At 59.8% G+C, this 26,268-nt stretch carries 24 protein-coding genes and 3 pseudogenes; all 27 read right to left on the bottom strand.

The features are described from left to right. Positions 1 to 423: 423 nt before the first annotated feature. The 27 genes and pseudogenes from hypE to ACR9YP_RS11520 all read right to left on the bottom strand — a co-directional run bounded on the left by hypE (position 424) and on the right by ACR9YP_RS11520 (position 26,171). Positions 424 to 1,464 (bottom strand): hydrogenase expression/formation protein HypE, encoded by a 1,041-nt coding sequence (gene hypE / locus ACR9YP_RS11650; protein ID WP_474219819.1) that lies wholly within the window; start codon positions 1,462 to 1,464, stop codon positions 424 to 426. Beyond that, positions 1,461 to 2,603, bottom strand: a complete 1,143-nt coding sequence (hypD, locus tag ACR9YP_RS11645) for a hydrogenase formation protein HypD (RefSeq protein WP_474219818.1) — start codon at positions 2,601 to 2,603, stop codon at positions 1,461 to 1,463. Before hypD ends, hypE begins: the two co-directional genes overlap by 4 nt. Further along, positions 2,600 to 2,836, bottom strand: coding sequence for a HypC/HybG/HupF family hydrogenase formation chaperone (locus ACR9YP_RS11640; RefSeq protein ID WP_438101971.1), 237 nt, complete (start codon positions 2,834 to 2,836; stop codon positions 2,600 to 2,602). Before ACR9YP_RS11640 ends, hypD begins: the two co-directional genes overlap by 4 nt. Further along, positions 2,836 to 5,088, bottom strand: coding sequence for a carbamoyltransferase HypF (hypF, locus tag ACR9YP_RS11635; protein ID WP_474219817.1), 2,253 nt, complete (start codon positions 5,086 to 5,088; stop codon positions 2,836 to 2,838). The genes ACR9YP_RS11640 and hypF overlap by 1 nt, the downstream gene beginning before the upstream one ends. After that, on the bottom strand, positions 5,085 to 5,981 hold the full coding sequence (gene hypB / locus ACR9YP_RS11630; RefSeq protein ID WP_474219816.1) for a hydrogenase nickel incorporation protein HypB: 897 nt from the start codon (positions 5,979 to 5,981) through the stop codon (positions 5,085 to 5,087). The genes hypF and hypB overlap by 4 nt, the downstream gene beginning before the upstream one ends. After that, complete coding sequence (gene hypA, locus ACR9YP_RS11625; protein ID WP_474219815.1) at positions 5,981 to 6,322, bottom strand: hydrogenase maturation nickel metallochaperone HypA; 342 nt, start codon at positions 6,320 to 6,322, stop codon at positions 5,981 to 5,983. Before hypA ends, hypB begins: the two co-directional genes overlap by 1 nt. Continuing rightward, entirely contained in the window at positions 6,315 to 7,409 is a 1,095-nt protein-coding gene (locus ACR9YP_RS11620; RefSeq protein ID WP_474219814.1) for a hypothetical protein, read from the bottom strand. Before ACR9YP_RS11620 ends, hypA begins: the two co-directional genes overlap by 8 nt. Beyond that, on the bottom strand, positions 7,406 to 7,903 hold the full coding sequence (hybE, locus tag ACR9YP_RS11615) for a [NiFe]-hydrogenase assembly chaperone HybE (protein WP_474219813.1): 498 nt from the start codon (positions 7,901 to 7,903) through the stop codon (positions 7,406 to 7,408). The genes ACR9YP_RS11620 and hybE overlap by 4 nt, the downstream gene beginning before the upstream one ends. 3 nt (positions 7,904 to 7,906) lie before the next feature. Continuing rightward, the gene (locus ACR9YP_RS11610; protein ID WP_474219812.1) at positions 7,907 to 8,110 is read right to left on the bottom strand and encodes a rubredoxin; all 204 of its coding nucleotides are present in this window, start codon (positions 8,108 to 8,110) and stop codon (positions 7,907 to 7,909) included. Further along, positions 8,107 to 8,940: a hydrogenase expression/formation protein gene (locus ACR9YP_RS11605; RefSeq protein WP_474219811.1), complete on the bottom strand. Its 834-nt coding sequence runs from the start codon at positions 8,938 to 8,940 to the stop codon at positions 8,107 to 8,109. The genes ACR9YP_RS11610 and ACR9YP_RS11605 overlap by 4 nt, the downstream gene beginning before the upstream one ends. Positions 8,941 to 9,314: 374 nt before the next feature. Beyond that, positions 9,315 to 9,602 (bottom strand): annotated as a pseudogene (locus tag ACR9YP_RS11600) (HypC/HybG/HupF family hydrogenase formation chaperone); the annotation flags it as partial. Between the two features lie 30 nt (positions 9,603 to 9,632). Beyond that, the gene (locus ACR9YP_RS11595) at positions 9,633 to 10,214 is read right to left on the bottom strand and encodes a HyaD/HybD family hydrogenase maturation endopeptidase (protein WP_474221045.1); all 582 of its coding nucleotides are present in this window, start codon (positions 10,212 to 10,214) and stop codon (positions 9,633 to 9,635) included. 18 nt (positions 10,215 to 10,232) lie between these two features. After that, positions 10,233 to 10,967 (bottom strand): annotated as a pseudogene (gene cybH, locus ACR9YP_RS11590) (Ni/Fe-hydrogenase, b-type cytochrome subunit); the annotation flags it as partial. A 15-nt stretch (positions 10,968 to 10,982) separates the two neighbouring features. Further along, positions 10,983 to 12,746: a nickel-dependent hydrogenase large subunit gene (locus tag ACR9YP_RS11585; RefSeq protein ID WP_474219810.1), complete on the bottom strand. Its 1,764-nt coding sequence runs from the start codon at positions 12,744 to 12,746 to the stop codon at positions 10,983 to 10,985. 48 nt (positions 12,747 to 12,794) lie between these two features. Next, positions 12,795 to 13,886: a hydrogenase small subunit gene (locus tag ACR9YP_RS11580; protein ID WP_474219809.1), complete on the bottom strand. Its 1,092-nt coding sequence runs from the start codon at positions 13,884 to 13,886 to the stop codon at positions 12,795 to 12,797. Positions 13,887 to 14,361: 475 nt separating this feature from the next. Beyond that, positions 14,362 to 15,687, bottom strand: a complete 1,326-nt coding sequence (locus ACR9YP_RS11575; RefSeq protein WP_474221044.1) for a DUF3422 family protein — start codon at positions 15,685 to 15,687, stop codon at positions 14,362 to 14,364. A 1,234-nt stretch (positions 15,688 to 16,921) separates the two neighbouring features. Continuing rightward, on the bottom strand, positions 16,922 to 17,407 hold the full coding sequence (locus tag ACR9YP_RS11570) for a hypothetical protein (protein WP_474219808.1): 486 nt from the start codon (positions 17,405 to 17,407) through the stop codon (positions 16,922 to 16,924). Between the two features lie 912 nt (positions 17,408 to 18,319). Further along, complete coding sequence (locus tag ACR9YP_RS11565) at positions 18,320 to 18,727, bottom strand: hypothetical protein (RefSeq protein WP_474219807.1); 408 nt, start codon at positions 18,725 to 18,727, stop codon at positions 18,320 to 18,322. Between the two features lie 56 nt (positions 18,728 to 18,783). Continuing rightward, entirely contained in the window at positions 18,784 to 19,596 is an 813-nt protein-coding gene (locus tag ACR9YP_RS11560) for a class I SAM-dependent methyltransferase (protein WP_474219806.1), read from the bottom strand. A 166-nt stretch (positions 19,597 to 19,762) separates the two neighbouring features. Continuing rightward, complete coding sequence (locus ACR9YP_RS11555; protein ID WP_438101990.1) at positions 19,763 to 20,059, bottom strand: ferredoxin family protein; 297 nt, start codon at positions 20,057 to 20,059, stop codon at positions 19,763 to 19,765. Positions 20,060 to 20,095: 36 nt separating this feature from the next. After that, a complete protein-coding gene (locus ACR9YP_RS11550; protein ID WP_474219805.1) occupies positions 20,096 to 21,403 on the bottom strand; it encodes an FAD-dependent oxidoreductase in 1,308 nt (435 codons plus the stop codon). A 12-nt stretch (positions 21,404 to 21,415) separates the two neighbouring features. Continuing rightward, positions 21,416 to 22,528, bottom strand: coding sequence for an electron transfer flavoprotein subunit alpha/FixB family protein (locus ACR9YP_RS11545; protein ID WP_474219804.1), 1,113 nt, complete (start codon positions 22,526 to 22,528; stop codon positions 21,416 to 21,418). Between the two features lie 195 nt (positions 22,529 to 22,723). Then, positions 22,724 to 22,849: pseudogene (locus ACR9YP_RS11540) on the bottom strand (nitrogen fixation protein FixA); the annotation flags it as partial. Positions 22,850 to 23,209: 360 nt separating this feature from the next. Further along, positions 23,210 to 23,527, bottom strand: coding sequence for a nitrogenase stabilizing/protective protein NifW (nifW, locus tag ACR9YP_RS11535; RefSeq protein ID WP_474219803.1), 318 nt, complete (start codon positions 23,525 to 23,527; stop codon positions 23,210 to 23,212). Positions 23,528 to 23,664: 137 nt separating this feature from the next. Beyond that, the gene (gene nifV, locus ACR9YP_RS11530) at positions 23,665 to 24,840 is read right to left on the bottom strand and encodes a homocitrate synthase (protein ID WP_474219802.1); all 1,176 of its coding nucleotides are present in this window, start codon (positions 24,838 to 24,840) and stop codon (positions 23,665 to 23,667) included. Positions 24,841 to 24,977: 137 nt separating this feature from the next. Beyond that, positions 24,978 to 25,472, bottom strand: coding sequence for an iron response transcriptional regulator IrrA (irrA, locus tag ACR9YP_RS11525; RefSeq protein WP_474221043.1), 495 nt, complete (start codon positions 25,470 to 25,472; stop codon positions 24,978 to 24,980). 45 nt (positions 25,473 to 25,517) lie between these two features. Then, positions 25,518 to 26,171, bottom strand: a complete 654-nt coding sequence (locus ACR9YP_RS11520) for a nitrogen fixation protein NifQ (RefSeq protein ID WP_438110314.1) — start codon at positions 26,169 to 26,171, stop codon at positions 25,518 to 25,520. Positions 26,172 to 26,268 lie beyond the last annotated feature (97 nt).

Genomic DNA, 26,268 nt, shown 5'->3' with positions numbered 1-26,268 from the left:
CAACGCCTGTACATCAATAGTGACTCGAAGCCGGCGCAATAATCCTGCAGTTTCTACGAAGACATGCGGTTATCCGGCGTGATCCGAGGACGGGTTTGCCGTCTTGCGGCGCGAGCAAAGAAAATCGATGCTGAGGAGCATGCAGCAGCTCTCCAATATAACATCGAGCCTTCGGGCCAATATTATTCAGCTTTCATTCAACGCAGAATGCTATGAGCCTTATAATCACGATGCAGCTTCCGGAATAACTTCTTCGAATGCGTAGGCTCCTACTTCTCATTGCGGCATTTGCAATCATGTTGGCGGCACGGGGCCGGCACCAAGACGCTTTCGTGCCGCGCGCGACCGAATCCATGCCGCCCGTCAACGTGCCCTAGTCGATTCTGTGCGACCACGACGTTGCGATCTTTGCGTGCCCGAGACTCAGCAGATACGTGGTATTTGCTCGCCCGACAGCCAGTCGACGATGCAGCCCCCACCAACCCTGGTCGCCATCTGCACGAAGTGATGGTCATCCGCGATTGCCTCGCCGATGTCGGCGGCATCGTAGCCGAGCGGATGCGCCTGCATGGCAGAGAGGACGGCATTGGCGACGTCGGGCGACACGACCGCAACCAGCTTGCCTTCATTGGCAACGTGGAGCGGATCAAGTCCCAAGAGCTCGCAGGCAGCCGCCACGCCCGGCTTCACCGGAATCGCCTCTTCCTGCAAGCGAAAGCCCAGCTCCGACTGCTCGGCAATCTCGTTGAGTGTTGCGGCAAGCCCGCCGCGGGTCGGATCACGCATGAGGCGGATGCCGCCGCCGCCGGCCTGCACCATCTTCGCGACGAGATCGTGGAGCGAGGCCGAATCTGAGACGATCTCGGTTTCAAAAGCCAGGTTCTGCCGCTTGGACATGATGGCGATTCCATGATCGCCAAGCGTGCCAGAGATCAGCACGCGGTCCCCGACGCGCGCGTTCTCTGCGGAGAGATCGAGCCCGTTAGGGATCACACCGACGCCAGCTGTCGAGATAAATAGGCGGTCGGCTTTGCCGCGTTCGACCACCTTGGTATCGCCGGTGATGATGTGGACGCCGGCCGATCGCGCCGCTTCCCCCATGGATTCGGCGATCATCTTGAGGTCGGAGAAGAGAAACCCCTCCTCGATAATGAAGCTCGCGGACAGGTAAAGCGGTCGCGCTCCGGCCATCGCGATGTCGTTGACCGTCCCGTGCACGGCCAGCGAACCGATATTCCCGCCCGGGAAGAATATTGGCGAGACGACGTAGCCATCGGTCGTCATCACCATGCGCCCGGCGCGGACGTCGAAGGCCGATTGATCATTGCCGCGCGCCAGCCATTCATTGCCGAAAGCCTCGTGGAAGAGTCCCGATATCAGCCGCGTCGTCGCACGGCCACCGGAGCCGTGAGACAGGTCGATGCAGCCGTTCTCGACGTCGAGCTTGCGCTGATGGCCTTTCATGAGGCTCGCCTCTGTCTGTGATGGCGGAAACGGCCATAGGTCCAATGCGCGGCGCAGGCGCCTTCCGAGGAAACCATGCAGGATCCCATCGGCGTTTCCGGTGTGCAGAGCGTCCCGAACAGCTGGCAATCCACCGGCCTTTTTACGCCGCGCAGGATGGCGCCACATTCACAAGCCCGATTGTCGGCAACGCAAAGCTCTTGCATATCGAAGCGCATCTCCGCGTCATATATGGCGTAAGCGCGCTTCAGCTTCAGCCCGCTATAGGGGACTTGACCGAGGCCGCGCCATTCGAACCGGTCTCGCAGCTCGAACACGTCGGAAATCTCCTCCTTGGCGCGCAGATTGCCGTCGCGGGTCACCGCGCGGCGATACTGGTTTTCCACTTCATGGCGACGTTCATTGATTTGCCGGACCAGCATCAGGATAGACTGCATCATGTCGAGCGGCTCGAAACCGGAGATCACGACCGCCTTGTTGAACTCCTCTGCGAAGACCTCGTAAGCCTCAGTGCCGATGATGGTTGAGACATGGGCCGGCCCTACGAAACCGTCGATCTCGACCCGGCCATTATCGCGGATATCGGAGCCTTCCAGAATGTTCTTCATCGCCGGCGGCGTCAGCACGTGGTTGCAGAACACGCTGAAGTTCGAAAGCTGCTTCTTCTCGACCAGACGTACCATGATGGCCGTCGGCGCCGTCGTGGTCTCGAAGCCAATGGCGAAGAACACGACCTCGCGCGAGGGATTGTCCTCTGCGATCGCGATGGCATCCATGCTGGAATACACCATGCGGACATCAGCGCCGCGGGCCTTTGCCTTTAGCAGCGAGACGCCTTGCGAACCCGGCACGCGCAACAGGTCGCCGTAGACGCACAGGATGATCTCGCGCCGCGTCGCGAGACGGACTGCCATATCGATACGCCCGGCCGGCAGCACGCAGACCGGGCAGCCCGGGCCGTGGATCATCCGCACGTTGGTCGGCAGCACGTCCTCGAGACCATAGCGCGAGATCGCGTGCGTATGGCCGCCGCAGAATTCCATAAAGCGATAGGGTCTTGCCTTATCGGTCTCGGCGCGAATTGCTTTCGCCAACCCCAACGCGATCTCCTTGTCGCGAAACTCGTCGGCGTATTTCATTGCATGGGCCCTTGTTCATCGGCGCTGAGCTCGCGCAACAAATCCAATGTCCGTCTGGCCTCCTCAGGATCGATCTTGGCGAGAGCATAGCCGACATGAATGATCACGTAGTCACCGACGGCGAGATCCTCGATCAGGGCGACCGAAATCTTCTTGCTAACACCGTCCATGGAGATGACAGCCATTTCGTCTGGCAAGATTTTTGTCACCTCTGCTGGTATAGCGAGACACATCAGACGGCTCCCTGGCCGTTGTGTTCCAAGCGGAGCGCGGCAATCCAGGCTTGCCCCAGGCTTAGGCCTCCGTCATTCGGTGGCACCTGGCGGGGTAGCAGCGGCGCGAGATGCGCGGCGAGGCAGCCCCGCTCAATCTCGGCACACAGGATCGCGTTGAGGAAGCAGCCGCCGCTCAAGGCCACGATCGGTATACCGGTCTGCCGCGCCGCGCGAACGATCCATTCGACGCAGGCGGCCGCAAACGTGCCATGGAAGAGCTCAGCGCCTTCGGTCGGCTCCAGCCCATCGCTCGCCAGCCTTTCGAGCAACGGGAAGAGTGAGAGCACGCCATTCTCGACTACCCAGCCGTCCTGCGCAACGCGGGGCTGGCGAACACGTGCTTCCAGCTTCATCGCGGCCTCGCCTTCGTAGCTCTGCACCGCGGAAAGCCCGAGCAGCCCTGCCGCCGCATCGAACAGCCGTCCAGCGCTCGTTGTCGCCGGCAAGTCGCACCGATCGAGCAAAGCAGAGAGATGCCTTGCATGCGGCTGCGCCGCAAAGCGGCGCGAAATGTCCTCGCCGCGGTGCAGGCTATGTAACACGCTCGCAGCCATCCGCCACGGCTCGCGCGCTGCGCGGTCCCCGCCGGGCATCTTGAGCGGTGCGAGATGACCCAGACGCCGGAAGTGCGCGCGCTCGCACAGCAGCAGTTCGCCCCCCCAATTGCCGCCGTCGCTGCCATAGCCGGATCCGTCGAGCACCAGCGCCAGCATCGGCCCTTCGATACCGTGTTCCGCCATCACGGAGGCCGCATGGGCGTGGTGATGCTGGACCGCGACCGGCCTTGTCCCGCTCGCTTCGGCGAAGCGGGACGAAGCCAAGTTCGGATGCAGGTCACGGGCCACGACGACCGGCTTGACATCCAGCGTGGTAAGCAGATGCCCCACCGTTTCCTCGAAGAAGCGGATCCCTTCCGCAGTATCGAGATCGCCGATGTGCTGGGAGACGAAGGCCTCGTTGCCGCGCGTAACCGTCACGGTCGACTTGAGGGCGCCACCAATCGCAAGGATCGACGGCACGGATCGCGCGAGGCGGACCGGCTCGGGGACGTAACCGCGGGCGCGACGGATGAACTGCGTGCGGCCCGCCACGACCGATACGACGGAATCGTCGGCGCGAGTGACAATGTCGCGGTCATGGGTGACGACGAGATCGGCGATGCCGGCAAGCCGTCGCGTGGCCTGATCGTTGTCGATCAGCAGCGGCTCGCCGCCGAGATTGGCGCTGGTTGTGACGATCGCCCAGCTTTCGGCGTCTCGCGGATGGCCCACATTCAGCGCATCGAAGATCAGATGGTGCAATGGCGCAACCGGGAGCATGACGCCGACCCGCGACAGCTCCGGCGCGATCGCAAACGCGAGACGATGACGCGACGTCATCAGCACAATCGGGCGCGCTAACGTCTGGAGCAGCGCCTGCTCGGCAGCATCGGCTGCGGCGATCTCGGTAACTGCGTCCAGCGATCCGACCATGACGGCGAAGGGCTTTTGATCGCGCTGCTTGCGCCGCCGCAGGCGCTCTACGACCTCGTCGTCGCGGGCATCACAGATGAGCTGATAGCCGCCGAGTCCTTTGATCGCGACAATCATGCCCTTGGCAATGGCGGCGGCGATATCCGGGACGGCATGGCTAAGTCTCGGGCCGCATCGTGGGCAGGCAATCGTCTCGGCGTGAAACCGGCGGCTGGCGGGATCGGCATATTCCGCGGCGCAGGCCTCACACATCACAAAGCGCTTCATTGCCGTGGCCGGGCGGTCATAGGGGAGCTGCTCGGCGATGGTGTAGCGTGGACCGCAATGGGTGCAGTTGACGAAGGGATAAAGGTGGAAGCGGCTGGCCGGATCGAACAGCTCACCCAGACACTCCGGGCAGGTTGCGGCGTCGGCGACGATCCGCGTCGACACCCTGCCCTGCTCGCTGGCGCGGATGCAGAACTCCTCGCTCGCCACTGCGCTGATCGGCTGCACCGAAATCTTGTCGATCCGCGCCAGCGGCGGCTTTTCAAGGGGCAGTGCGGTCACGAAATCGAACGTGCGCTCGCCCTCGACCTCGATGACGACGCCATGCGGATCATTGGCGACGAAGCCGCCGAGACGGTAGCGCATGGCGAGACCGTAGATGTAGGGACGAAAGCCGACGCCCTGCACGGCGCCACGCACATGCAGGCGCAGCCGCCGTCCGTAGGGCGCTGTGGCTTCGCCGACCGTCATTCTACCGCAGTCCTTGCGGCCGGTTTCGCTCTGAACGCCTGCTTGCGGATCCAGTCATAGAAAGCCGGAAGCCCTTCGCCCGTGCGCGCCGACACCGTCAGAACCTCGATTTTGGAGTTGACCCGATGGGCATATTCGACGGTTCTGGCGAGATCGAAATCGAGCACCGTCGCGAGGTCGATCTTGTTGATCAGCATCAACGATGAGGCCGCGAACATATCGGGATATTTCAGCGGCTTGTCCTCACCCTCGGCAGTCGAGAATACGACGATCTTGCAGGCTTCGCCGAGATCGAACGCCGCGGGACAAACGAGATTGCCGACGTTCTCAATAAAGAGAATGCCACCGCCCAGCCAAGGCAGCCGCTCATAGGCCTCACCGACCAAGGCAGCATCAAGATGACAGCCCTTTCCGGTATTGACCTGAATGGCCGGCAGGCCTGTGGCGCGAATGCGCTCCGCGTCGTGGGAGGTCTGCTGATCACCTTCGATCACGCCAATTGGAAAGCTGCCCTTCAACTCGGACACTGCGCGGACCAACAGCGAAGTCTTACCAGCACCGGGGCTCGAGACAAGGTTGAAGGCAAGCACTTGGTCGGCGCGGAAGCGGGCGCGGTTGTCGGCGGCGAGACGATCGTTCTTGCCAAGAATGTCGCGCTCGACCTGGATGATACGGTCACTGCTCATGCGGGCTATCTGCTGATCCGCCGGATTCGTGCTGCAATCAAGAGGTCCGACGTTGTCACGCATATGAGCGCTGGCTTGATGATCGTGACGATGACCGTGCTCGCCACCATGATGGGGATGAATGACGTCGTTGCCATGCTTATGATCGTGATCATGCGCATGCTCGACGATGGTCTTTCCGTCACTGCAGCCGCAAGCCGTACACATTAGTCGACCTCCAATTCCTTCACGCGCATTTCCTCACCGCCAGTCACCTGCAGTTGGTAGCTGCCGCAGGATGGACATGGCTCGTAACGTTGCTTGATCTTGGCGCTCTTCGAACAGGCCATGCACCACGCGATCCCGGGCATCTCGAAGATCTCGAGCCTTGCACCTTGCGCAATGGTCCGCGCGGCAACAGCCTCAAAGCAGAATCTCATCGCTTCCGGTGCGACGTGACCGAGCACGCCGATCTCGAGGCAGACGGCCTTCACCTTCGAGAACGGACGGTTGCGCGCCTCCTCCTCGACGATCCCGATGATGCCCTCGCATAGCGCCATTTCATGCATGGCGGACCTCGCGGAAGGTGAGATTGAAGCCGACGCAAGGGTCAAACGACCCGACGAGGGTACGAACCGCAACCTGTCCGGGCCGGCCGGCGGCGAGCAGTGAGCCCTTGAGGCTCCGGACCAGTGGTCCGCGGGCGTGAAAATTCCATTCGGTTGGCGCCAAGTATTCGAAGCGCACGATACGGTCGTCGTCGTCGAGCTCGACGGCATGGTAAAGCCGGCCGCGTGCAGATTCGACCGCGGCCGCCCCCCGCCGTGGGCCGAGGCCATAGCTTGCGATAACGCCGCCTTCAAACTCCCGCTCGCCGTGATCGAGCCAGGCCAAGAGACCAGCCACTTCGGCGATCCGGGCCTTAAGGCGCCCGGCTGGACCTGAGTGCGGCGGCAGCATCGGCGCGCGGCCGGCCCTGCGTGCCCAGACGCCGGTCTCCGGAATCCGACCGTGAAGTTCGGGCGCGTCGGAAAAGCTCACGCCCTCGGTGAGCAACTTGACAACGACGTCCAGGTCGTCAGCAGCCGACAGGAATAATTGCTCGGCGGCCGGAAGCGACAACGCCTCACCATTTAAGTTCGCGAGATGCGCAGCCAGTGCACTGCCTGGCCGAGGAGGTTGATCTTCACGAATGATCCCGAGCGCACTCAGCGCGGAGCTGATCTGCGACACCGCCTCACGCCCCGCTATTCCCCATGCGCCTTCGCTGGCAACACCGGCAAGAATGGTGGCTGCTTGCATCAGGACGCGCACGGCCACGGCGCTGGTGCCGTCGGACGCAAGCCGCCCTACGAACAGGCCTCGTAACAATTCAGTCAATCGTTCCGCGATGACCGCCGTGACGCGGCGCTGCACCGTATCTGCGGCGGCGGCTTCACCCCGCGCAGCTTCGACCGCCGACAGATAGGCCACCTGGTGGGCGACCGAGCAAAGCGAGAACAGCCGGGGCAGCACCGAGCGCAGCGACGAGGCCGGCTTGCCCGCAAACAGGCGCATGACGGGCGGCCGGCTGCGCGGCAAGATCGCGACGTCGGCGATGGTGCGCCCGGCGAGCCACACTGTGATGTCGATCTCGTTGCGAAAAACCAGGCTCATGCGCGCAGCTCCGTCAGGACACCGCGCACGAAGTCACGCCCTTCGATTGGACCTATCGCGGGCGCACGGCAACAGACGGCTTCCTCACAGTCGGCCAGCAGGCTCAGCTCGGCCAGCCCATCCTCCGCCGCCCGCGCGACGGCCATGTCCGCACAGTCGAACATCGGCGAGAACAGCGAGCAGCTCGCGATAAGCACGACCTCGCTGAGCGCGAGCTCGATGGTTCCGGTCGGCAGATGCACGAGCAAGCTCGATCCGGAAGCTGCACGCGTGATCTCATCCCGCGGCATTACGGCGTTGATGTAACAGGGTGCCACCATGATGCCAACGATAGCAGCGCTGAACGGGCGGATGCCGACCGCCTCCACACCCAGTGCGTCATGGCAGACCGGTGCATCGCGCATCGCGCGCACGCGGGTCGCGCGATAGGCGTCAGCAACTCGCTCGCCCCGGGGATCGACGTCAGCCGTGAGCGTTTGCGTGTCAAGCACCATGACTCAGATCGTCATAAATTTTGATTTCGAGGCGTCGCAATTCGGGCAGCGCCAATCCTCCGGCAGCGCGGAAAACGGCGTGCCGGGCGCGATCCGCGCCACATCATCGCCATCGACGGGATCGTAAACGATCCAGCAGATGCCGCACTCTAGCCGCGTGACCTCAGTGACATCCTGGCGCAAGCCAACATTCTCGAATCCGCTCATTTGAAATAGGCCTCGATGATCTCCGTGAGTCGCTCGGCTGAGTCCTCGAAATCCTCATCGGCCGCGACCGCAACCGTCGGCACACCGCCGACCTCGATCGTGTCGAGGATGATCGCGTCCATCGCATTGAAGAACTGCACCGACCAGACATTGCGGATTCCGGTCGCAAGCACGCGGCAGGTGCCGTAACCGCGCGAGACGAGCTGGATTGGTCCGTTTCTGATCGTCTCATGCAGGAAGCTTAAGTCGACCGGACTCATCGGCAGAAGCGTGAAATTGATGATCTGCGAGGGGATACCGGGCCGCCAAGCGAGCGCATGCTCGCGTATCTCGGCTAGCACCGGCAGCACGTTCATGGCGCCCTCCGGCGGCCGGCTGATCTCAATGTCTGCGGCCGTCAGGTCCGTGGCCGCGCGCTTGATGATCTCCGGAATCGCGCCGACCTCAAGATATTCGTGCAGAGTGTCGGTCTTGATCCGCACACGCCAGAGGCCTGCAAGCGCCGCTTCCTGGATCTGCACCACCGATCCATCCGGCAGGGCGACGAGGCCGGTCACCTCGCCTTCGCCGATCACGTCAGCGACGAGCTTGCGTTCGAGAGCTTCCAGATCGCCAAGCCGGAACAACCGCGTCGGCGCGTCTGCCTTCTGGCTCGCGATAGCGTCAGCCAGCTTCGACAGGAGCTCGACCCCATTCGAGCAGCTCTTCGCGAGCTCGGCACTGTCGAGCATTGCAAGTTTTGCCAAGGCGCCAGCAGCCGCGTCGGGATTCATCTGGGCCCAAACTGGCTGCTCCTTGTCTTCAGCCGCTGTCCGGAAATTCGTCTTCATGGCCCGATACCCTGTGACCTTTGGTATGTGACGACGGTTGCTACGACTGCGTCGCGGGGGCGGCTGATCGGCGTCGACGTGCGGTCGATCGCACCCGCCTCACCGGGCGCGGCTTGAGAACGACCGGCGGGGCTCTTATCGAGCACGGAAGGGCTGCGTCGTGAGAGATCCGGCGTCCCGTGCTCAAATTCCATCAATCCTCCAGATCTGAGCCAGATTAGTTATGCTACGAAGCTCTCGAGATGGAACATTCGCGCTCATGAACAGCTGACAGTTTGGATCAGAGCTTGTTTTGGAGCTTCGCTGGTAGTTTCACCAGTACTTGTCACGCGGTCCGTCATGGAATGTCGAAGCTGGTCACAGGCCTTGTGGAGCCGGAGATGCTCAGGCAATGTCGGCTCGCGGTCGATCAGGTCGGCGAAGAAGCGATCGCAATCCTCGCCGTTGATCGCTGCGCCGATGCCTTCAATAGCATTGCCAATTTGCTGCGCTTCCTCATCATCCAAAAGGCGGATCGCAGTGTCGACATGGACAAGTACCTTGGTGCGGGGAGACGGACTGGAGAGCAAGAGCACCGAAACACGCCGCCGTTTGCCGCGAAATTCGCAAAGCGCAGAGATACCGTCGGTTTCGATAATCGTCATTGGCAAACCAAGACACATCTGCCATGTCTCCGACACCTTGATGGCCATTCAGGTCCGCACTCTCATCTCGTAATGCAGGTGATCGATACCATTGGCGAGCAACCACTCGGATTCCCGTAACGGTGTGCTGCGCGGCGTCACCTGAATTCCCCACGCTGCTAAAATGGAGCTGGCAAGCTCGACCGCAGGGCCGATCTGATTACGCACGGCCGGTGTCAGGGGCCCACCCCAGTCCTCGAGATCAAGCGGCTGGCAGCCGATCAACACGAGATGTTTCGGGCAATGTCCGAGCAGGTCACATGCACTGACAACTTCCTGAAAACCGGTATGATGTAGGCTCATCTTCCTGACGCCGGTGAAGCGTGGCACGTCCTCGTCGCGCACGAGCTTCAACTGTCCAGGCTCCAGGCCATAATCGATCGCGTCGAATACGATCACGCAGTCAGATTCCTGAAGATAATTCACAAGCTGGAGCCCCTGCGTGCCCCCGTCCAGGATGATGACGTTATGGGGCACGGCATAGCGGCGATGAAATTCTTCCACCGCTCGCACCCCAAAGCCTTCATCTGCCCAAAGAATATTTCCGATTCCGAGCACCAGGACACGCCTTGACTGTAAACATGTCGGCATAAGCCTGCTGCCCTCCGGGTCCCGGCACTGACGCGCACCCGAGATCATGGAGGAGATGATGCCCTGGCGCGTCATGACGTCTTCGCGAACGACGGCGTAAATGTGGAACATCAAAAATATGATCAGCCCCCACATGCCAAGATGGTGCCAAGTGCGCACATCCTGGCTGTTGGGCCAGATCGCGAACACCTGGCCAAACAGCTGGTGCTGCCAGCTGTCGATCCCGGCGCCTTCCGAATAGAGGGCAAAGCCCGTGACGATCATGAAGGCCCCCATCAACGTAAAGCCCGTGAAAATCGCGGTCTGCGCCAGCGGATTGTAGCCGCCATACATCTTCGGCTCTCGCTCCAGGAAGGCGTACCAGCGGATCTCGTGCAGCATCCCCTTCCAGAACTGCTTGCGATGCACCGGAACGTAGAATATCTGCCGGGAGTGGTAGTTCCCGGCCAACGCCCACAGGATGCGCGCAAGGAAGAACACTGCAAGCACCTGCGCCGCCGCGAGATGGGCAAACCGGATGTCGCCCATCACGAAGTTTTCGGACGCCGCGACCGTCGGCAGCGGCGTGCCGATCAGATAACCGCTCACAATAAGCACCAGGATCGTCAACGCATTCACCCAGTGGCAGATCCGCACCGGCGCTTCGTAGACATAGACGGTGGGCTGAGCGGCGGCGTGTTCGCCGGCGGCATCGACCGCGATTGCGGCGGGAGCCGGCTCGGTTTCTGCCGGATGCGCTACGACATCAATCATGGCGTTCCTCCCTCATTACCTGACCTTGGCGGTTGCCATTTCTTGGCCTTCCGGGCTCATCACGTGGGTCGAGCACGCTAGGCAGGGATCGAAGGAGTGGATCGTGCGCAGGATCTCCAAAGGCTTTTCCGGGTCCGCCATCGGCGTATCCATTAGCGACGCTTCAAAGGCGCCGCCGTTGCCGTTGGGATCCCTTGGCGACCCATTCCAGGTGGTCGGCACCACACACTGGTAGTTGTCGATCTTGGTCTCCTTGATCTTGATCCAGTGCGCGAGCGCGCCGCGAGGCGCCTCGGTGAAGCCGTAGCCCTTGGCCTCCTTCGGCCAGCTCTCCGGCTTCCACTTGTTGGTATTGGCCGTCGAGGAGTCGCCGGCTTTGATGCGCGCGACCAGCTTGTCTTGGAAGTAGCGCATCTGGTGCGCCGCCCATTCGCATTCCAACGCGCGTGCCGCGGTGCGGCCGAGCGTGGAAAACAATGCGGAGACCGGCAGGCCAAGCGTCTTGAGCAGCTTTTCGGCCGGTTCCTTGAATTCCGGGTTGTTCTGCGCGCAGCCGATGATGTAGCGGGCCAGTGGCCCGACCTCGACGGCATTTCCGCGCCATCGCGGAGCCTTGATCCAGGAGTACTTGCCGCCTTCGTCGAGCTCCTTGATGTCGGTCTTGGTGCCCCTGGCATTCGGACCGAGCACGTAATTCGGTTCGGTGATGCCGTCCCAGGGATGCCGGCCCCTGGACTCGTCAGCATATTTGTACCAGGAGTGAGTGACGAACTCCTGTATCTGCTCGGGATCGGCATGGTCGACGGGCAGCACCTCATTGAGATTGCCGTTGATGATCACGCCGCGCGGCAGTTTCAGGTTCTTCGCAGAATAGTCGTTGGCGTCCTCCGGAATGTCGCCATAGGCCATCACGCTTCTGCCAGAGAGCCCGCCGCCATAGAGCCAGTCCTTGTAAAACGAGCCGATCGCAACGATGTCGGGCAGGTAGACCTTTTCGGTGAACTCGATGCAGCGATTGATGACAGAGGAGACGAGGTTCAGCCGCTCCATGTTGATGGCGCCCACCGCGCCGGTGCCATCGATATTGATTGCGCAGGGCACGCCCCCGACCAGCCAGTTCGGATGGGGGTTCTTGCCGCCATAGACGGCGTGAATCTTGACGATGTCCTTCTGAAAATCGAGCGCCTCCAAATAATGCGCAACCACCATCAGATTCGCTTCGGGCGGCAGCTTATAGGCGGCGTGGCCCCAATAGCCGTTTTTGAACGGTCCGAGCTGACCGGACTCGACGAACCTCGTCAGCCGGATCAGGAGGTCCTTGAAATAGCCGGGAGAGGACAACGGCCAGGACGAGATCGATTGCGCCAGCGCCGAGGTCGCCTTCGGATCAGCCTTCAGCGCCGAGACCACATCAACCCAGTCCAGGGCATGAAGGTGGTAGAAATGCACCAGATGATCGTGCACCTGGAGACAGAGCTGCATGATGTTTCGGATCGAGTTGGCATTCTCCGGAATAGAGATGCTTAGCGCGTTCTCGACCGCACGGACCGAGGTGAGCGCATGCGTTCCGGTGCAGACGCCGCAGATCCGCTCGGTGAAGGCCCAGGCGTCGCGCGGATCGCGGCCCTTCAGAATGATCTCGATGCCCCGCCACATCGTGCCCGAGGAGACCGCATTGCGGATTACGTTGTCGGAGTCGACATTGACCTCGACCCGCATGTGCCCCTCGATCCGGGTCAGCGGATCGACGACAATACGCTTGCCAGAATTTTTAGGCATGACGTCTTTGGATGTGCGGAGGCCCACTCTTGTCTTACCTCAGAACGCTCAGTGGCTTCGGTTCGCATCTTTGCCTTTGCCGGCGAAGCGCTTCAGCGCTGTCACCGTCGCATGTGCCGCGACCACTGCGCCGACCGCGCCTGCCGCCGCCATGCCGATCTGGTCGGCATTCTTCTCAATTCCGTACTGCTTGATGTTGGTCAGGCGATCGTAGAACGAGCCCTTGTCCCAGAAGCCATCTTCTGAGCAGCCGATGCAGCCGTGGCCCGACTGGATCGGAAACGAGATACCGCCATTCCAGCGCACCGACGAACAGGCGTTGTATGTGGTCGGCCCCTTACAGCCTATCTTGTATAGGCAATATCCTTTGCGTGCAGCCTCATCGTCCCATTCCTCGACGAACTGGCCTGCGTCGAAATGCGCGCGTCGGTAGCATTTGTCGTGAATGCGCTGCGAGTAGAACATCTTCGGCCGATCGTGCCGGTCGAGCTCGGGGCACTTACCAAAGGTGGTAATGAAGGTCACCACGCCCGTCATCACTTCCGCGATCGGCGGGCAACCCGGTACCTTGATGATCGGCTTGCTGGTGATAACTTTGTCGATGGGCGTTGCCTGCGTCGGATTGGGCGCTGCCGCTTGAACGCAACCCCATGAAGCGCAGGAGCCCCAGGCGATGATGGCCATCGCATCCTCGGCCATCATCCTCAACTTCTCTACGAACGGCTTGCCACCCTGGATGCAGAACATGCCGCCCTCGTTCAGCGGCGGATTGCCCTCCACCGCGAGCAGATACTGCCCCTTATATTTAGCGCGGGTCTCCTCGAGGATCGCTTCGGCCTGATGGCCAGCAGCGGCCATGATGGTGTCGTCATAATCGAGCGAGATCATGGACAGCATCGTATCCTTCACCAGGGGATGGGCTGAGCGGATGAAGCTCTCCGAACAGCATGTGCATTCGAGCCCGTGCATCCAGATCACCGGTATGCGTGGCTTTGTTTCGAGCGCATTTGCAATTCGGCTCGCCGCCAGAGGCCCTAGCCCGAGGCTCGTCGCCGTCAGGCTGCAGAATTTATGAAAGTTTCGACGGGTGATGCCTTGCCGCCTGATCACCCCATAAAACGTTTCCGTCGCCGCGGCCATGAGCCTCCCCACCGACTGTGCCGGTTGATGAGTTATCGATGACGAGGACAGCAAGAAACAGGCCAATGGATCCGTGCGTTCACAAATGGAGAATCGGCAGGATTTCGATCGACCATAATCCCGCGACGACGTTGGAATCCTGACAAACCGGCACAGCAATTGGCAATTGGCCGACTCCGAGCATTGGTTCTACGCGGTGCAGACATTGCAAACGATGCAAGGATATCTTGGCGCAGGAACGTCGGACTCTTCCGTATCAATAGCGGCTTCGCTTCACGTCCCTTGGTCTCAAATTGGGCGGTTGAGCGTACGTGTGGAGCAGGACCTCAGGCGCCCGAAAGCTGTGACGGTTTTTCGACAACAATCTGGCCTTGGCGATGCGAACTGGTATCGCCCTCGGCGTGTCGTTGATATATGCGCTTGCCGACTGCGCCCGCGCTGCGGGACTTCGCGATCGATGTTGTCTCAAGAAACCCTACTCGCCAGCCCTGGACGACGCCTCGTCTGGCTTAAGGTGCCGTTTGCGAATATTGTAACTGATCAGCCAGATCACGCCGACGGCGATCGGGACGAAAGCCGCCGTTACGGACGCAGGCTCTACGTGCAGTCCGACATCCTGCGCGCCTTTGGCAAGATAGGCAAATAGGCTGACCACATAATATCCGATGGCCCCGACTGACAATCCCTCGACTGTGGACTGCAGGCGAAGCTGTTGCCTCGTTCGTTCGTTGATCGAGCGCAACAGGTCGCGATTCTGTTGCTCGATTTCAACGTCTACACGTGTTCGCAATAGATCCGCAGCGCGTGCCAGCTTATCCGATAGATTCGCTTGACGCTCCTCCATCGTTGCACAAGTTCGTATCGCAGGCGCCATGCGGCGCGCCAGGAAGGACGACCAAGTCGGATAATCTGCGATGCCGTCGCCTTCAACGATCGACAATCGCGATTGCACTAGCTCATTGTATGCTCTGCTGGCACCGAAACGGAACAAACTTCCGGCCACGTCTCTTTCAAAAGAGACTGCCAGCTCTGTCAGTTCTTCAAGGAGATGGTTGCTGACCTTTAGCCCTTGTGCGCCCTGCATCTCCTCGAGCACCTCGACGAGACGGCGATCTATTCGATCGACCGATGGCGCAAGCTCCAACGCGGTCGATAGACCAAGCAGCGTCAGGGATCGGTAGGTCTCGATTTCTAACAAACGCTGCACCAGCGCACCGAGATCGTGTGGCGTCAATCCGCGATCGTGGACCAGAATTCTCGTGAAACCCTTATCGTCAGCGCGAAAGTCGGAGGCCACAACGCCCGCCCCGCCTTTGACGTTGACCATCGCCAGGCTGCTTTCATCAAAGATCTCCTCGGCCCGCTCGGCCGGACAAGTGCCCCGCTCTGCCTCTAACTTGATCGCGGGGAGCAATTCTCCAGTCTGCGGTAGTGCACGGATGAGTGATTGCGCGGAGTTATGGACGTCGCCGAATTGACGAGCGGCTGGACTGTTCGTGGTGCTCCAGATCCAAGTGAAGGTTGCAAATTCCGAATGCTGCTCCCAGCGTAGCACCACCGGCCCGAGCCCGATCTGATGATGCTTCGCGGATGGACCGGGCGGGGTTACCTTGTGCTGCCGACAGAAGTCTATAAACCGACGGCGATCGTTTGCCGCATCGTCGCCCTTCGCAAGGAATACAAAACGCACCATGCCGAAGGACGACACTAGACCGGTAAACGGTCGCGTATGCACTTCGCCAAGGACAGCTTCCCGCTCGGGGTGCAGTTTGAATAATGCCAAATCCATTTGATCGCCCATCGAGGCCTCCCGAGCAAGCAACACTCGCATCACCGCGAGCGGCATGGTCGGCGACCGCCAAGTCGGTGCGCTCGCCAGCAAGGAATCAATGTCGGATTGACGGCCTTCTCGCAAACGAGACCTTACGCGAGCCAGATTGCCCGCCGATTGTCCTCGAACGAGATCATCGAGGCTTCTGCTGAAGTTGTCGGGACGATGCTCTTTGCACCCTCCAGGCTTTTGGGCAAATTGCCGCCATGTTTCACCAGCAGTGGAGACACATCCGCAGCGTCGCTTTACTACATCGAATTTCAAATGGGCCTCCGCTCCGTAAGCCTTGGGCGTCGCTTTTTTGTGCGGTGCAGGATTTGGGCCAGTGGGACGCAGGCACGCGTGTGGCCTTTCCGACAAATGTCAGTTCTCGCGACAACTTGGTCACTGCTTGACATCGGCACCTATGGTCGGACATCAGACGCACGACACCGAGCGGAACGGTCTGTACGATTATTACCCAGCCACGTGGTCTCGAACCGGCTTATCAAGTCCTGGCATAGCTGCGCTTCATCGGATGATTAATCACGCATCGCGGATTGTGCGCCCCAGAGAGCTCGGTCAGCTAATTGCCGAAGATTCCGCCCTGCAATCTCTTGCTTCGATCTCAGCTTGTTCGAGGCGCAGGAGCGAGTAACGATTACACCGCACACCGAGACAAGCCCCCAGGCCGCGGAAGCTTTCCTGTTGACGAACTGAGACTGATCGGCCGCGCCAAGGGGCGTCACGTTCCTAGAAGGCACGGCTCGTGCGTTTCGAGCTGCACTCGACGAACTGGGGGAATGCGATCGTCGATGGCCCACACACGGTCATGGCCATTTTGATGTCTAAAAGACGCGTGCAATATCGGCGCTTTGCAGCGGAGCTGGCCTTACATTCGCCTCCCATATGCCGCGCACAGAACGCCCCCGGTCGATAGCTTGCTCGGGACTACTCAATTAGCGGGTCTCGCAACGACGGTAGATAGGCATCGCCTCCGGCGTATGCATAACTCACAGATCAATACCAGGACCATAGGTGTCGCACCACACCACTAAACCGCTGCGGCTCTCTTCCTAAGAGGGACGCATTTGTCGTGTGCCGCTTCTGCGCCGCAAAGCTTTGCGGCGACAGGTCAAGTTGATCAAGAGGACAAGGTCAGGAGCGTTTTGCCACCTGGAGCGCCGTTTCCACCCAGCACTGATGGCTTCAGTTGACGAACGACTCAGTCTGTAAACTCAAGCTTGAATTGACCAAAACCGGCTGGCTTTGCTTTGAAGTTGACCGTCTTGTCTGTGAGACACTCCAAGGTACCCGATGCGAATTTAAACGACGTCTTACCGTATGCCTCGACTCCAACTGCGTTGTCGTCTTCTAGGACAATGTTCCCCACGCCATCCAAGAGCTGCTCGGCTGCAAAACCATGGGGCGAGCGGTGAAGACCGAAGGAAGCCAAAAGGTTTCCCTCCTCGTTTTCAAGTTCGACGACAGCGATTGCTGTCACTACGGCTTCTTTGAATACCCCATCAACGCCGGTGCATGTATATTGAAAGCTGACAACGTCGTGTTCATTGCGATCACCGACTGGATATCGAGTTGAAGCGACTATGGTGCAATCGTAGCGTCCGATTGTGCCAGCGAGCGTAACTCCGCCCATCCCAATCAAGCCGAATGCGGAACATAGTATAGTAGCAAGGAAGGTTCGTGTCATCTTGGTTAGGTCTTCTGATACGCGTTTCTCGCATCCCATGTACAACTTGACGCAACGTCCAATTCAACCCTTTTCGGAAGGGATTATCCTCCTCACGTTCGCGCGGTGACGACCGACGACTTACGTCAGGTACTTATCACTGTCGTGCCGACTATTTCGACACAGAATGGCTCAGAGACGAGGCTCTTCGAGAGCGGTGGCGCTTGCCGCCGGTTGAGATGCAGCTCGGCATACTGCTTGCTTCTTGAGGCACAAACCGCCAACGCCCGTCTAGTTGGATTCGCGCATCTCCGGGCCGGTATCAGGCCGCCGCTCGCCTCAGTTTCTTCGATCAATCAGCACGGAGGCAACGTGAAACACTGTATTCGGGCAGCCGCAGCCGCTGTCGCTTTGGCTCACAATCTCGGGCGCCTTGTCATTAGGGTTTACGACCACGAGACCAACGCCTACAACAGGATCAGCGTCTCCGTACGGGACGGCAGAGTAAGCGGATATGACTACATCAGCCATTGTTACGTCAGTGGCGAGCTAGCGAACGTCTACCACCATGGTGAGAGATCGCATTTTAAGCTCATGCCGAACGGCTCCGGGGCGTACAGCGGCTTTGATCGGGACACGTCGTCCCGTTTCTCAGTTAAAGTTACGCGTCGTGACGCCCATCTGTTCGACTACAACGACGACTCGTACTTCGCATACAGCGTTTGACCGTCTCTGGCAGCATCTCTGATTTCACTAGACGCGAGTGAGGCGCCATAGGCGCCTTACTCAGAACTATATAGGCTTGTAAGCTAGCTGGTGACGGGCACCCCCGTTGCAAAACGAACAAAAACTCACAACGTTTGGATGCACAACTGATAGTCGTCGCCGCAGAAGAGAACGGCATTGAGGCGGCAGCGGTCCTGGCGCCTTTGGTCAAAGGATAGCGCCCTGCGCCGCTGCTGAAACAGATGTCTGTCGGTCAGCGAGATGTTGAGTTTCGAGCACTAGCGGAAAGCTACAGGCCACCAAGGCGTCGAAAGCACTACGCTCATCGCCAAACCGTCGCTCGAGATATAGACGCTCGGGCCCATTTGGCTGGGCCTTTAGCAAACGGCGATATCGATGGATCCGGTTACGGTGAGTGCGCAGGGCAGCAAATTCTTCGCTCATCATCCTTTTCACGCTTTCGTCTTTGCGTACTTGAATTTGTGCAACGCGCTGGTGAGCGGACGCTGACGAGCCTTTCGTAGTGCCTCCTTTGCTGCGGATTGCTGGCAGTGCGCCCGGCAACGGACGGTCCAGCAGCACTCCCAACGTCATGCACTGACGAACCATCATCATGCGTTCTCAAACCATCGTGAAGCCTCGTTTGAAATACCAAGCGACAGGCTGCACTTTCACCGCCTCCGTCCCCACGCTTGGAAGATACGCGGTAGCCCGACAGTCGTGTCAGGTCGATCAAGGAAGGCTTCGAGCTCAGACGTAATGGTCCCGATCTCCTCGATGCTGGTAAGTCCGAGCTGCATCAGCGCGTCGCGAAGAGCTGCGAAAGTCAGCAATGGAACGCGTTTCATGTCACCGTTGCGCCCGTACGGCTGAACCACTGAAGAATGAACGTCAGAGAAGCCTGCCGCTTCGAGGAGGCCGACAAGGCTGCGGCCAATCAACGGATCTCCGCCGCGCCGACGCACGGCTTCAATGAAGAGCTCGCCTTTGCGACGAAATGCAGCCGACGCCGGATCGCAGAACTCGCCTTCGCAATCGATCTCCTGCACCACGACCATGCCCCCCGGGCTAAGTGCCTCGTATGCTCGTTTGAGCGCATCGGCAGGATTGGCGAGATGGGTAAGAACGAACCGCACGCTCACCAGGGATACCCCGCTCTCCGGCCAATGATGCGTGATGTTTGCGCAGCGGAATTCCACATTTGGGACACCGCGTCGCTTGGCCTCTGCCCGCGCCAGGAGGATCTTGTCTTCGTCGAAATCCAGACCGATGACTCGACCGGCATTACCAACCCTCTTTGCCAGATCGAACGTGACATCGCCACCGCCGCACCCTGCATCGATGGCCATGCGCCCCTCGAGCGGTTCCGATTGATCGAGCAGCAAGCGTGTCGGCTCGGCCAGCACGCGGGCGAGTACTGCAAGACGTGCCCGCCCCTCTTCTCCACCCTTTAAAACGTAGGAGGGGAGATGTTCGGCCCTCATCGAAATCCTCCGCGATGCTCGAAATAGGTCTGCTCTGATCGCACGCCGAGAGCCTGCTTTCGCCCGAAAGCTCGTCATCCTCGGACAGTTTCACGGCCCCCTGGGGCCCTCGATCGGAACTTGATAACTGCAGAATCTCGAATCTCCTCAACCGTTCATTTTTGTCTTAGCCGAATTTGAACAGCACGCCGTAACCGCCTCGAGGATAGCTCCATTCAATGTCGCCGCCCTCCTCGCAAATTATTCGGCAAGTACCGCATTCGATGCAGCCATCGACGGTTGCCTCAACCTGGCCATGTTCGTTGAGCTCATAGCAACGCGCTGGGCAGGCCTTGAGCATTGATAAAAGCTGCGGCGATGGCTTGGCATGGGGACGCACCTTGATATGGGGGCGGCCCGTATCGACGAGATAGCGATTATTGAATAGCTTGTCCTCGACGCGCGTGGATAGCTCGATCGACATAGTTCAGTCTCCGTCTTTGACGTCGCGTTCTTCCATTCACCGCCATGCGCGCACGAGGCGAAAGGCGTCGCCAAACAGGCCGCTCCGCGAGCGCGCGTTTGTAAACGACTTGAGTGTGAGCTTCTCCTTGTCGATCTTAGGCGTGCCATCGACGCGCAGAAAGTTCTGCATAGCCTTGGATACGAGCTGCGGATAGGTCAGGAAGAAGTTTTGCGAGCGGGTGTGCATCAGCGCCGGCATATCCTTGTACTTCCTTAGATCCTTTATCACGAAGGATTCATCGAGCATCTTCTTGTACAGCGCGAGGTTCTGCGGGATCATCGGTTGATTCCGCGACTTGATCTTAAGAATCGCTTCCGCTGCAATCCGGCCCGAGGTCATCGCGAGGTTTGATCCTTCGCGATGAATTGTGTTGTTTAGCTGAGCGGCGTCGCCGACCACTACCCAGCCCTTGCCGTAGAGTTGCGGTATCGCCTTGAACCCTCCCTCTGGAATGAGATGGGCGGAGTATTCCTTCACCTCGGAGCTTTCTATCAGTGGGGCGACCGAAGGATGACGCTTGAAACGATCAAGCAAGTCATAAGGCGCCTCGCCGGTCCGCTGGAAATCGGCGACCAGGCAGCCGATGCCCAGCGAGATGCATTCCTTGTTGGCATAGATAAAGCCCATGCCGGTCATCCCGCGAGAAATGGTACCCACGGCCTCGATCACGACGCCTTCGTCACCCCTAAGATTGAAACGCGCCTCAATAGTCTCGCGCGGCAGGAAGTGCATTTCCTTGACTGCGAGCGCAACCTTCTCGGGCTTCGGCCGCTCACGCAGGCCAGCTCGCGTACCGAGCATGCCGTTCACGCCCTCCGCCAGTACGACGACGTCGCCGTGGATCTCCCCATCGCGGCGATCGGTCTTCACGCCGATGACCTTGCCGGAGGCGTCTCGCGCAAGGTCGGTGACCGTCGTTTCGCATAATACCGTGGCGCCGGCCTCGCGAACCTTGTGCGAAAACCATTTGTCGAATTGGGCTCGGATGATGGTGTAACGGTTCGGCTTCTCCTCGTTAAAATCCTCGGACCGGTAATGCAAGCCGGTGTGCGAACGATCATCCATCATCCAGAAGCGCTGCTCGACCAAGTGTCGCTCAAGCGGAGCGTCCTCACGGAAATCGGGGACCAGCTTTTCGAGCATGTCAGCGTAGAGGATCGCTCCCTGCACATTCTTCGAGCCCGAATACTCACCGCGTTCGAGCTGCAGCACCTTCATGCCACCCTCGGCCATGGTGAGCGCGGCCGCATTGCCGGCCATGCCCGCGCCAACGACGATGGCATCGAATTTTTCCTCGATCATGGTCGTACTCCTTTAACCTGCTATCCGATCGCGGGAATGCGGCGACAGCCGCTCGCGGAACGCAGCGATGAGGGGCGGCAAGAAATGAATGGCGTCGGTAACGATGCCTATATGAGCGAAGTCGAAGATTGGCGCGTTCTTATCGGTGTTGATAGCGACGATAAGATCGGCCCCCTCGACGCCGACTCGGTGCTGGATTGCTCCCGAAATGCCGGCGGCGATATAGAGTTTTGGTCGGATCGTCTTGCCCGTCTGGCCGATCTGACGATCGGAGGCGACCCAGCCCTTCTGCACCAGCGGCCGCGAACTGCCGTATTCGGCACCGAGCGCGTTCGCCAGTTGGTGTACCAGCTGAAAATTCTCGGGTGATCCGAGCCCAAGGCCGCCGGCGACGACGGCGTCTGCATAAGCGAGGTTGGATTTTGCTGAGTTGCGGTCGGGCAGGAAATCGAGAACTTTTGTAATGATGTCGTGTTCGACGAGACCGAGTGAGTGCGTGATAACACGACCGACAGGGCGCGTGATGCGCTTTGGCATCGGCATCACACGTGGCCGGACGGTTGCCATCTGCGGGCGGAAGTTCAGCGTATAGATCGTGCAGAGTAAAGAGCCGCCGAAGGTCGGTCGCGTCGCGGCGAGCGATCCGTCGGCGTCGACGTCGAGCTCTGTGCAATCGGCAGTAAGTCCCGTGAGCAGCGTGGTTGCGACGGAGCCTGCGAGATCCCGGCCGAGCGTAGTGGCGCCCAAGAGCAGGATCTCCGGCTTGTAGCCGTTGACGAGGTCAGTCAAAGCCTTCGTGTAGGACTCGTTGCGATAGTCGGCTAAAAGAGCGTCTGGAACCATGTAAACGAGGTCAGCGCCGTAGCAGAAAGACTCGGCAGCCGCCTGCTGTGTCGCCTCGCTTTCTGGTCCGATGATCACTGCCGCGAGATCCACCTTGAGCTTATCGGCAAGCCTACGGCCGGCCCCCATGAGTTCCCACGACACGGGGTGCACAATTCCACGTTCCTGTTCGATAAAGACCCAGACGTGCTTGTAGGCCTTAAAGCGCTCAGGCAACTCCTTCTTGGTTGCGGCGCGTCCAGAAGCAGCGGCCGGAGCGCGGCTTTTAGAGGTGGTGCTCATGGTATTGGTTTTCCTTGCTATACGAGCCACGCGCCAACGCCGCGAAATCGGCTTTCGAGTTCGTCTGGCCCCGCGAGGATCACCCCTTTAAGCGCCGCGGCCGGGTTGCTCGCCGAACTTCGATTAGAAATATCTCACTGCGTGACCCAGGCCCAAATAGGCGCTCGGCATAGACGCCGAGCGGCGGAGGCCGCATTCCAGGAGTGCAAACCGGTCGTCGAGGTTGGCCCTCTCAGTCTGTGGTATGATCGTCTTCTTCACAGGGTGCACTCGCATCTGCGCGGAAACAGGGACTTGCTTAGTGCAGACTACGATGTGCATGCGCTTCTCCAAGGCTTCGCTGCGAATAGAGACAGCAAGTGTCGTACCAACTGGGCACACAATCGAATTCGGTGTTAATATAGAGACTTACAAGATCCGCGGCGTGCCCTTCTTCCGTCAGAGGCCCGAGGCCTGACAAAGATAGGCGGACGACGCGTCGGAAACCGAACAGAGGCACTGGAGCCGTTCTGGTGCTCGTCGCAGGCGAACATCGCCACGACCAGGAGTGTTAGCATGATGTCGCAAACCGAACGTTCGCAACCTCAAGAGCTTTCAAGCAAATCCGGGCTCCCGCACCCTGTGCCTCCCAGGACGAGCAGCGAATGGAAGCGAGGTGAGGTGACGTAAAGTGCTGTCACTTCAACCTTTCAGTTGCACGAAGGGTCCTTTCGGCTGTGGTGCGACAGCTTCCTTGAGAACTTTGAAAACGCGTTGATCGATTGGAGAGGAAGTCACGAAGTCGGCGTAGGCCCGTTCCAGCACGGCCTTACACCGTTCCGCGACTTCCGCATCGTTTGCTGCAGTCAAGTCTTCGCCTGCGAGATACTGCCCCATGCGCCGCAGAATATGGAGCCGCGCCACATTCACGATTTTAGGATCGTACTTGACACCCAGCAGTTCAAAAAACTCTTCGGCCGCAGCGGCCTTGCTCAATTGAAAAAGGATTCCGCTAGCCATCGTTTCCCTCCGCGTCTCTAGCGTTGTGCAGTGCTGGGTATGGCCAGCACGCGGGTCATCAAGACGTCAACATCCTGGCGTGCTGACTTAACCACCTATTCAAGGACCGAGATGACGCGATTCGTGACATGCCGGCCTTACGTTCCGTTAAGCAGCGAGCGCTCGCGGACCTCCCGCCAGATCGTCATCACAGTCTCGCGCGCAACCCCGCCCTTGTGCTCAAGGGCATGCTTCCGGACGCGCGCAAGTATCGCCCTGCTTTCCTCCTCGGTGACCGAAAGCTGCAGTTCGGACAGCAACGCCGTGATAGCAGACAGCCCGGAGTGTTTACCTATCACAAAGCGGTTTGAGCGACCGAGCAGTCGTGGATCGAGTGCCTGATAGCTCCGCTGATCCTTCCGCAGACCATCGACATGAATGCCGGACTCGTGGGTAAAGACATGCTCGCCGACGATCGCCTTGTTGAGCGGAATGGCGCGGGCGGCGGCACCCGCGACGAGGGCCGCAACAGTCTCGAGCTCCGACAGCGCGACGCCCGTATCGCATCCATACAGCTGTTTGAGCGCGACAGCGACCTCTTCCAGCGGCGCATTGCCAGCACGTTCACCGAGGCCGATCACGGTGACTGACGCGTGAGTTGCGCCGGCCTTGATTGCGGCGAGCGTGTTAGCGGTTGCGAGGCCCAGATCGTCGTGGCCGTGGAATTCGATCTCAAGATCGGTGGTTGCACATAACTCCGATACCAGCGCAAAGCTTGCATCTGGATCGAGTACGCTGAGCGTATCGGCGACACGAAAGCGCCGGGCGCCGGCACTTTTCGCCGCGGCAATTAGCTCGACTAGGAAGTCGATATCCGCACGCGATGAGTCTTCGCCTCCGACTGCGACATCGAGCCCCCTGTCGCGAGCGTAGCCCGCGACCCGCTTCAATTCCTCGAGCGCGGCGACCCGACCGGTACCGAGCTTGGCAGCTAGTTGCAGGTCAGAGGATGGGACGGAGACATTCACCATAGAGACGCCAGAATCGATTGCCGCGTCGACATCTGACGTTTTCAGCCTACACCAGCCGATGATTGTCGCTGCCAGGCCGGCTTCGACAATTGCGCGGATTGCGCTGACTTCTTCATGGCCCATCGCTGGCGTGCCGGCCTCGATCTCGGTGATCCCAGCCTTTGCGAGCACACGTGCAATGGATACCTTTTCCGCTGTTGTGAAGGCCACGCCGGGGGCCTGCTCACCGTCGCGCAACGTGGTGTCATTTAGGACTATCTGTCTTGTCTGCAACCAGCCAGACACAGTCGTTCCAAAGGCCATGCGCGGATCCCGTCTCCCCGCTCAATCGTGAGCAACGGCTGTGCCAGCGAAATGGATGACGCAGGCTCCTGAAATTGAAGTACTTATGGGCAGCAACCGGTTGGTCGCAAATACAACAATGTAGGAGACCTGACGCATCAGATGTCGGGGCGCCTACGGCGGATGTGGACGACGATGTCGAGCCGGGAAATCTCATAGCCCGGTAAGGCCGTCGGCATCCGCGCGAACAGAAGCTTTTCGGGGATATCGATCAAGGTGCCTTCGCCGATGAGATAGAAATGCGGATGTATGCTGGTGTCGGTGTCAAAGAATGATTTTGAGCGGTTGGGCATGATTCGGCGTAATAAGCCAGCTTCCGTGAACTGGCTTAGCGTGTTGTATACGGTCGCAATCGCGACTTCGATGTGGGCTTCGATCGCCTCGTTGAAGAGCATTTCGGTTGTGACGTGGCGCTTGCCCCTTGCGAAGAGTAACTGAGCCAGCAGTACGCGCCGGCGCGTCTGCCGCATGCCCGCCGCACGCAGTCGGTGCATACACGGTTTCGCTGAATTTTCGGTGCAATGCGATCGCGCAAGTTCAGGCTGCGCAGCCTCCGGGGCTCCTGCGAGTTTGTTGGCGGAGCGCCCGTCCATAATCTTCACTCAGCCTTGTGAATTGCTGGCGGCACCGACATGCCTTCATCTCCGCGCAGCTAGTCGCGGCGGCGCGGCCATCCGGCTCTCGCCGCCCTCCTCACCGAAACAGTGATTGAAATCATTGCATTGCGTACATACAGGCGTCGTGCACATGACCAAACCATCGTCCTCACACAATCTGCGATAGAAGAAACGCTTCCAGCGCATGTTCTTGGTATTTTGCGCTGCCAAGGGAGCAAAATGGCGGGCCAACAGGCGCGACAACTCGGGCCGCTCGCGCAATCCGAGATCTTCCCACAAATGATTCGGCTCCATCGCTCGCCGTGCGATCATGGCCGCCAACCAGCGGCTGATGTCGCCTTCCGTCGATCGCTGTGCAAGCAGAAGATCACGCACCATGATCTCCTCGTCGCTGGTCGAACCGGCATTCTCCATTGCAACGACGGTGGGAACGGGCGCCGATGAGAAACACTGCGCCAGCAATTCATTGAGATCCTCCGCGGTCAGGCCCGCTCGCTCGGGGAGCGGCCCGCCATCCATCACAGCGGCACAAAGGACGGAGGCGAGTACATGCCGGTCAAAATCTCGGTCGTCTCTTACGTCGGCATCCGCCGGATCGCAGCCAGTTAAAAGATTGTAGAGTTCAATTCCGGCCTGCCGTGTACCCGCAGGGAGGCCGCCTAACGGAGCTGACATCAAATCGATTGGCCTATGTTCTACAACCACGAACAACTCCGGCGCGTTAGGCTTTCAATTTCGATGCCGGCCTTTGCTCGCAAGGTCTCGGCAGAGG

Source organism: Bradyrhizobium sp. BR14999 (assembly GCF_056106085.1).
The sequence above is the reverse complement of the archived record's forward strand: the minus strand, read 5'-3'. Positions and strand labels throughout refer to the sequence as shown.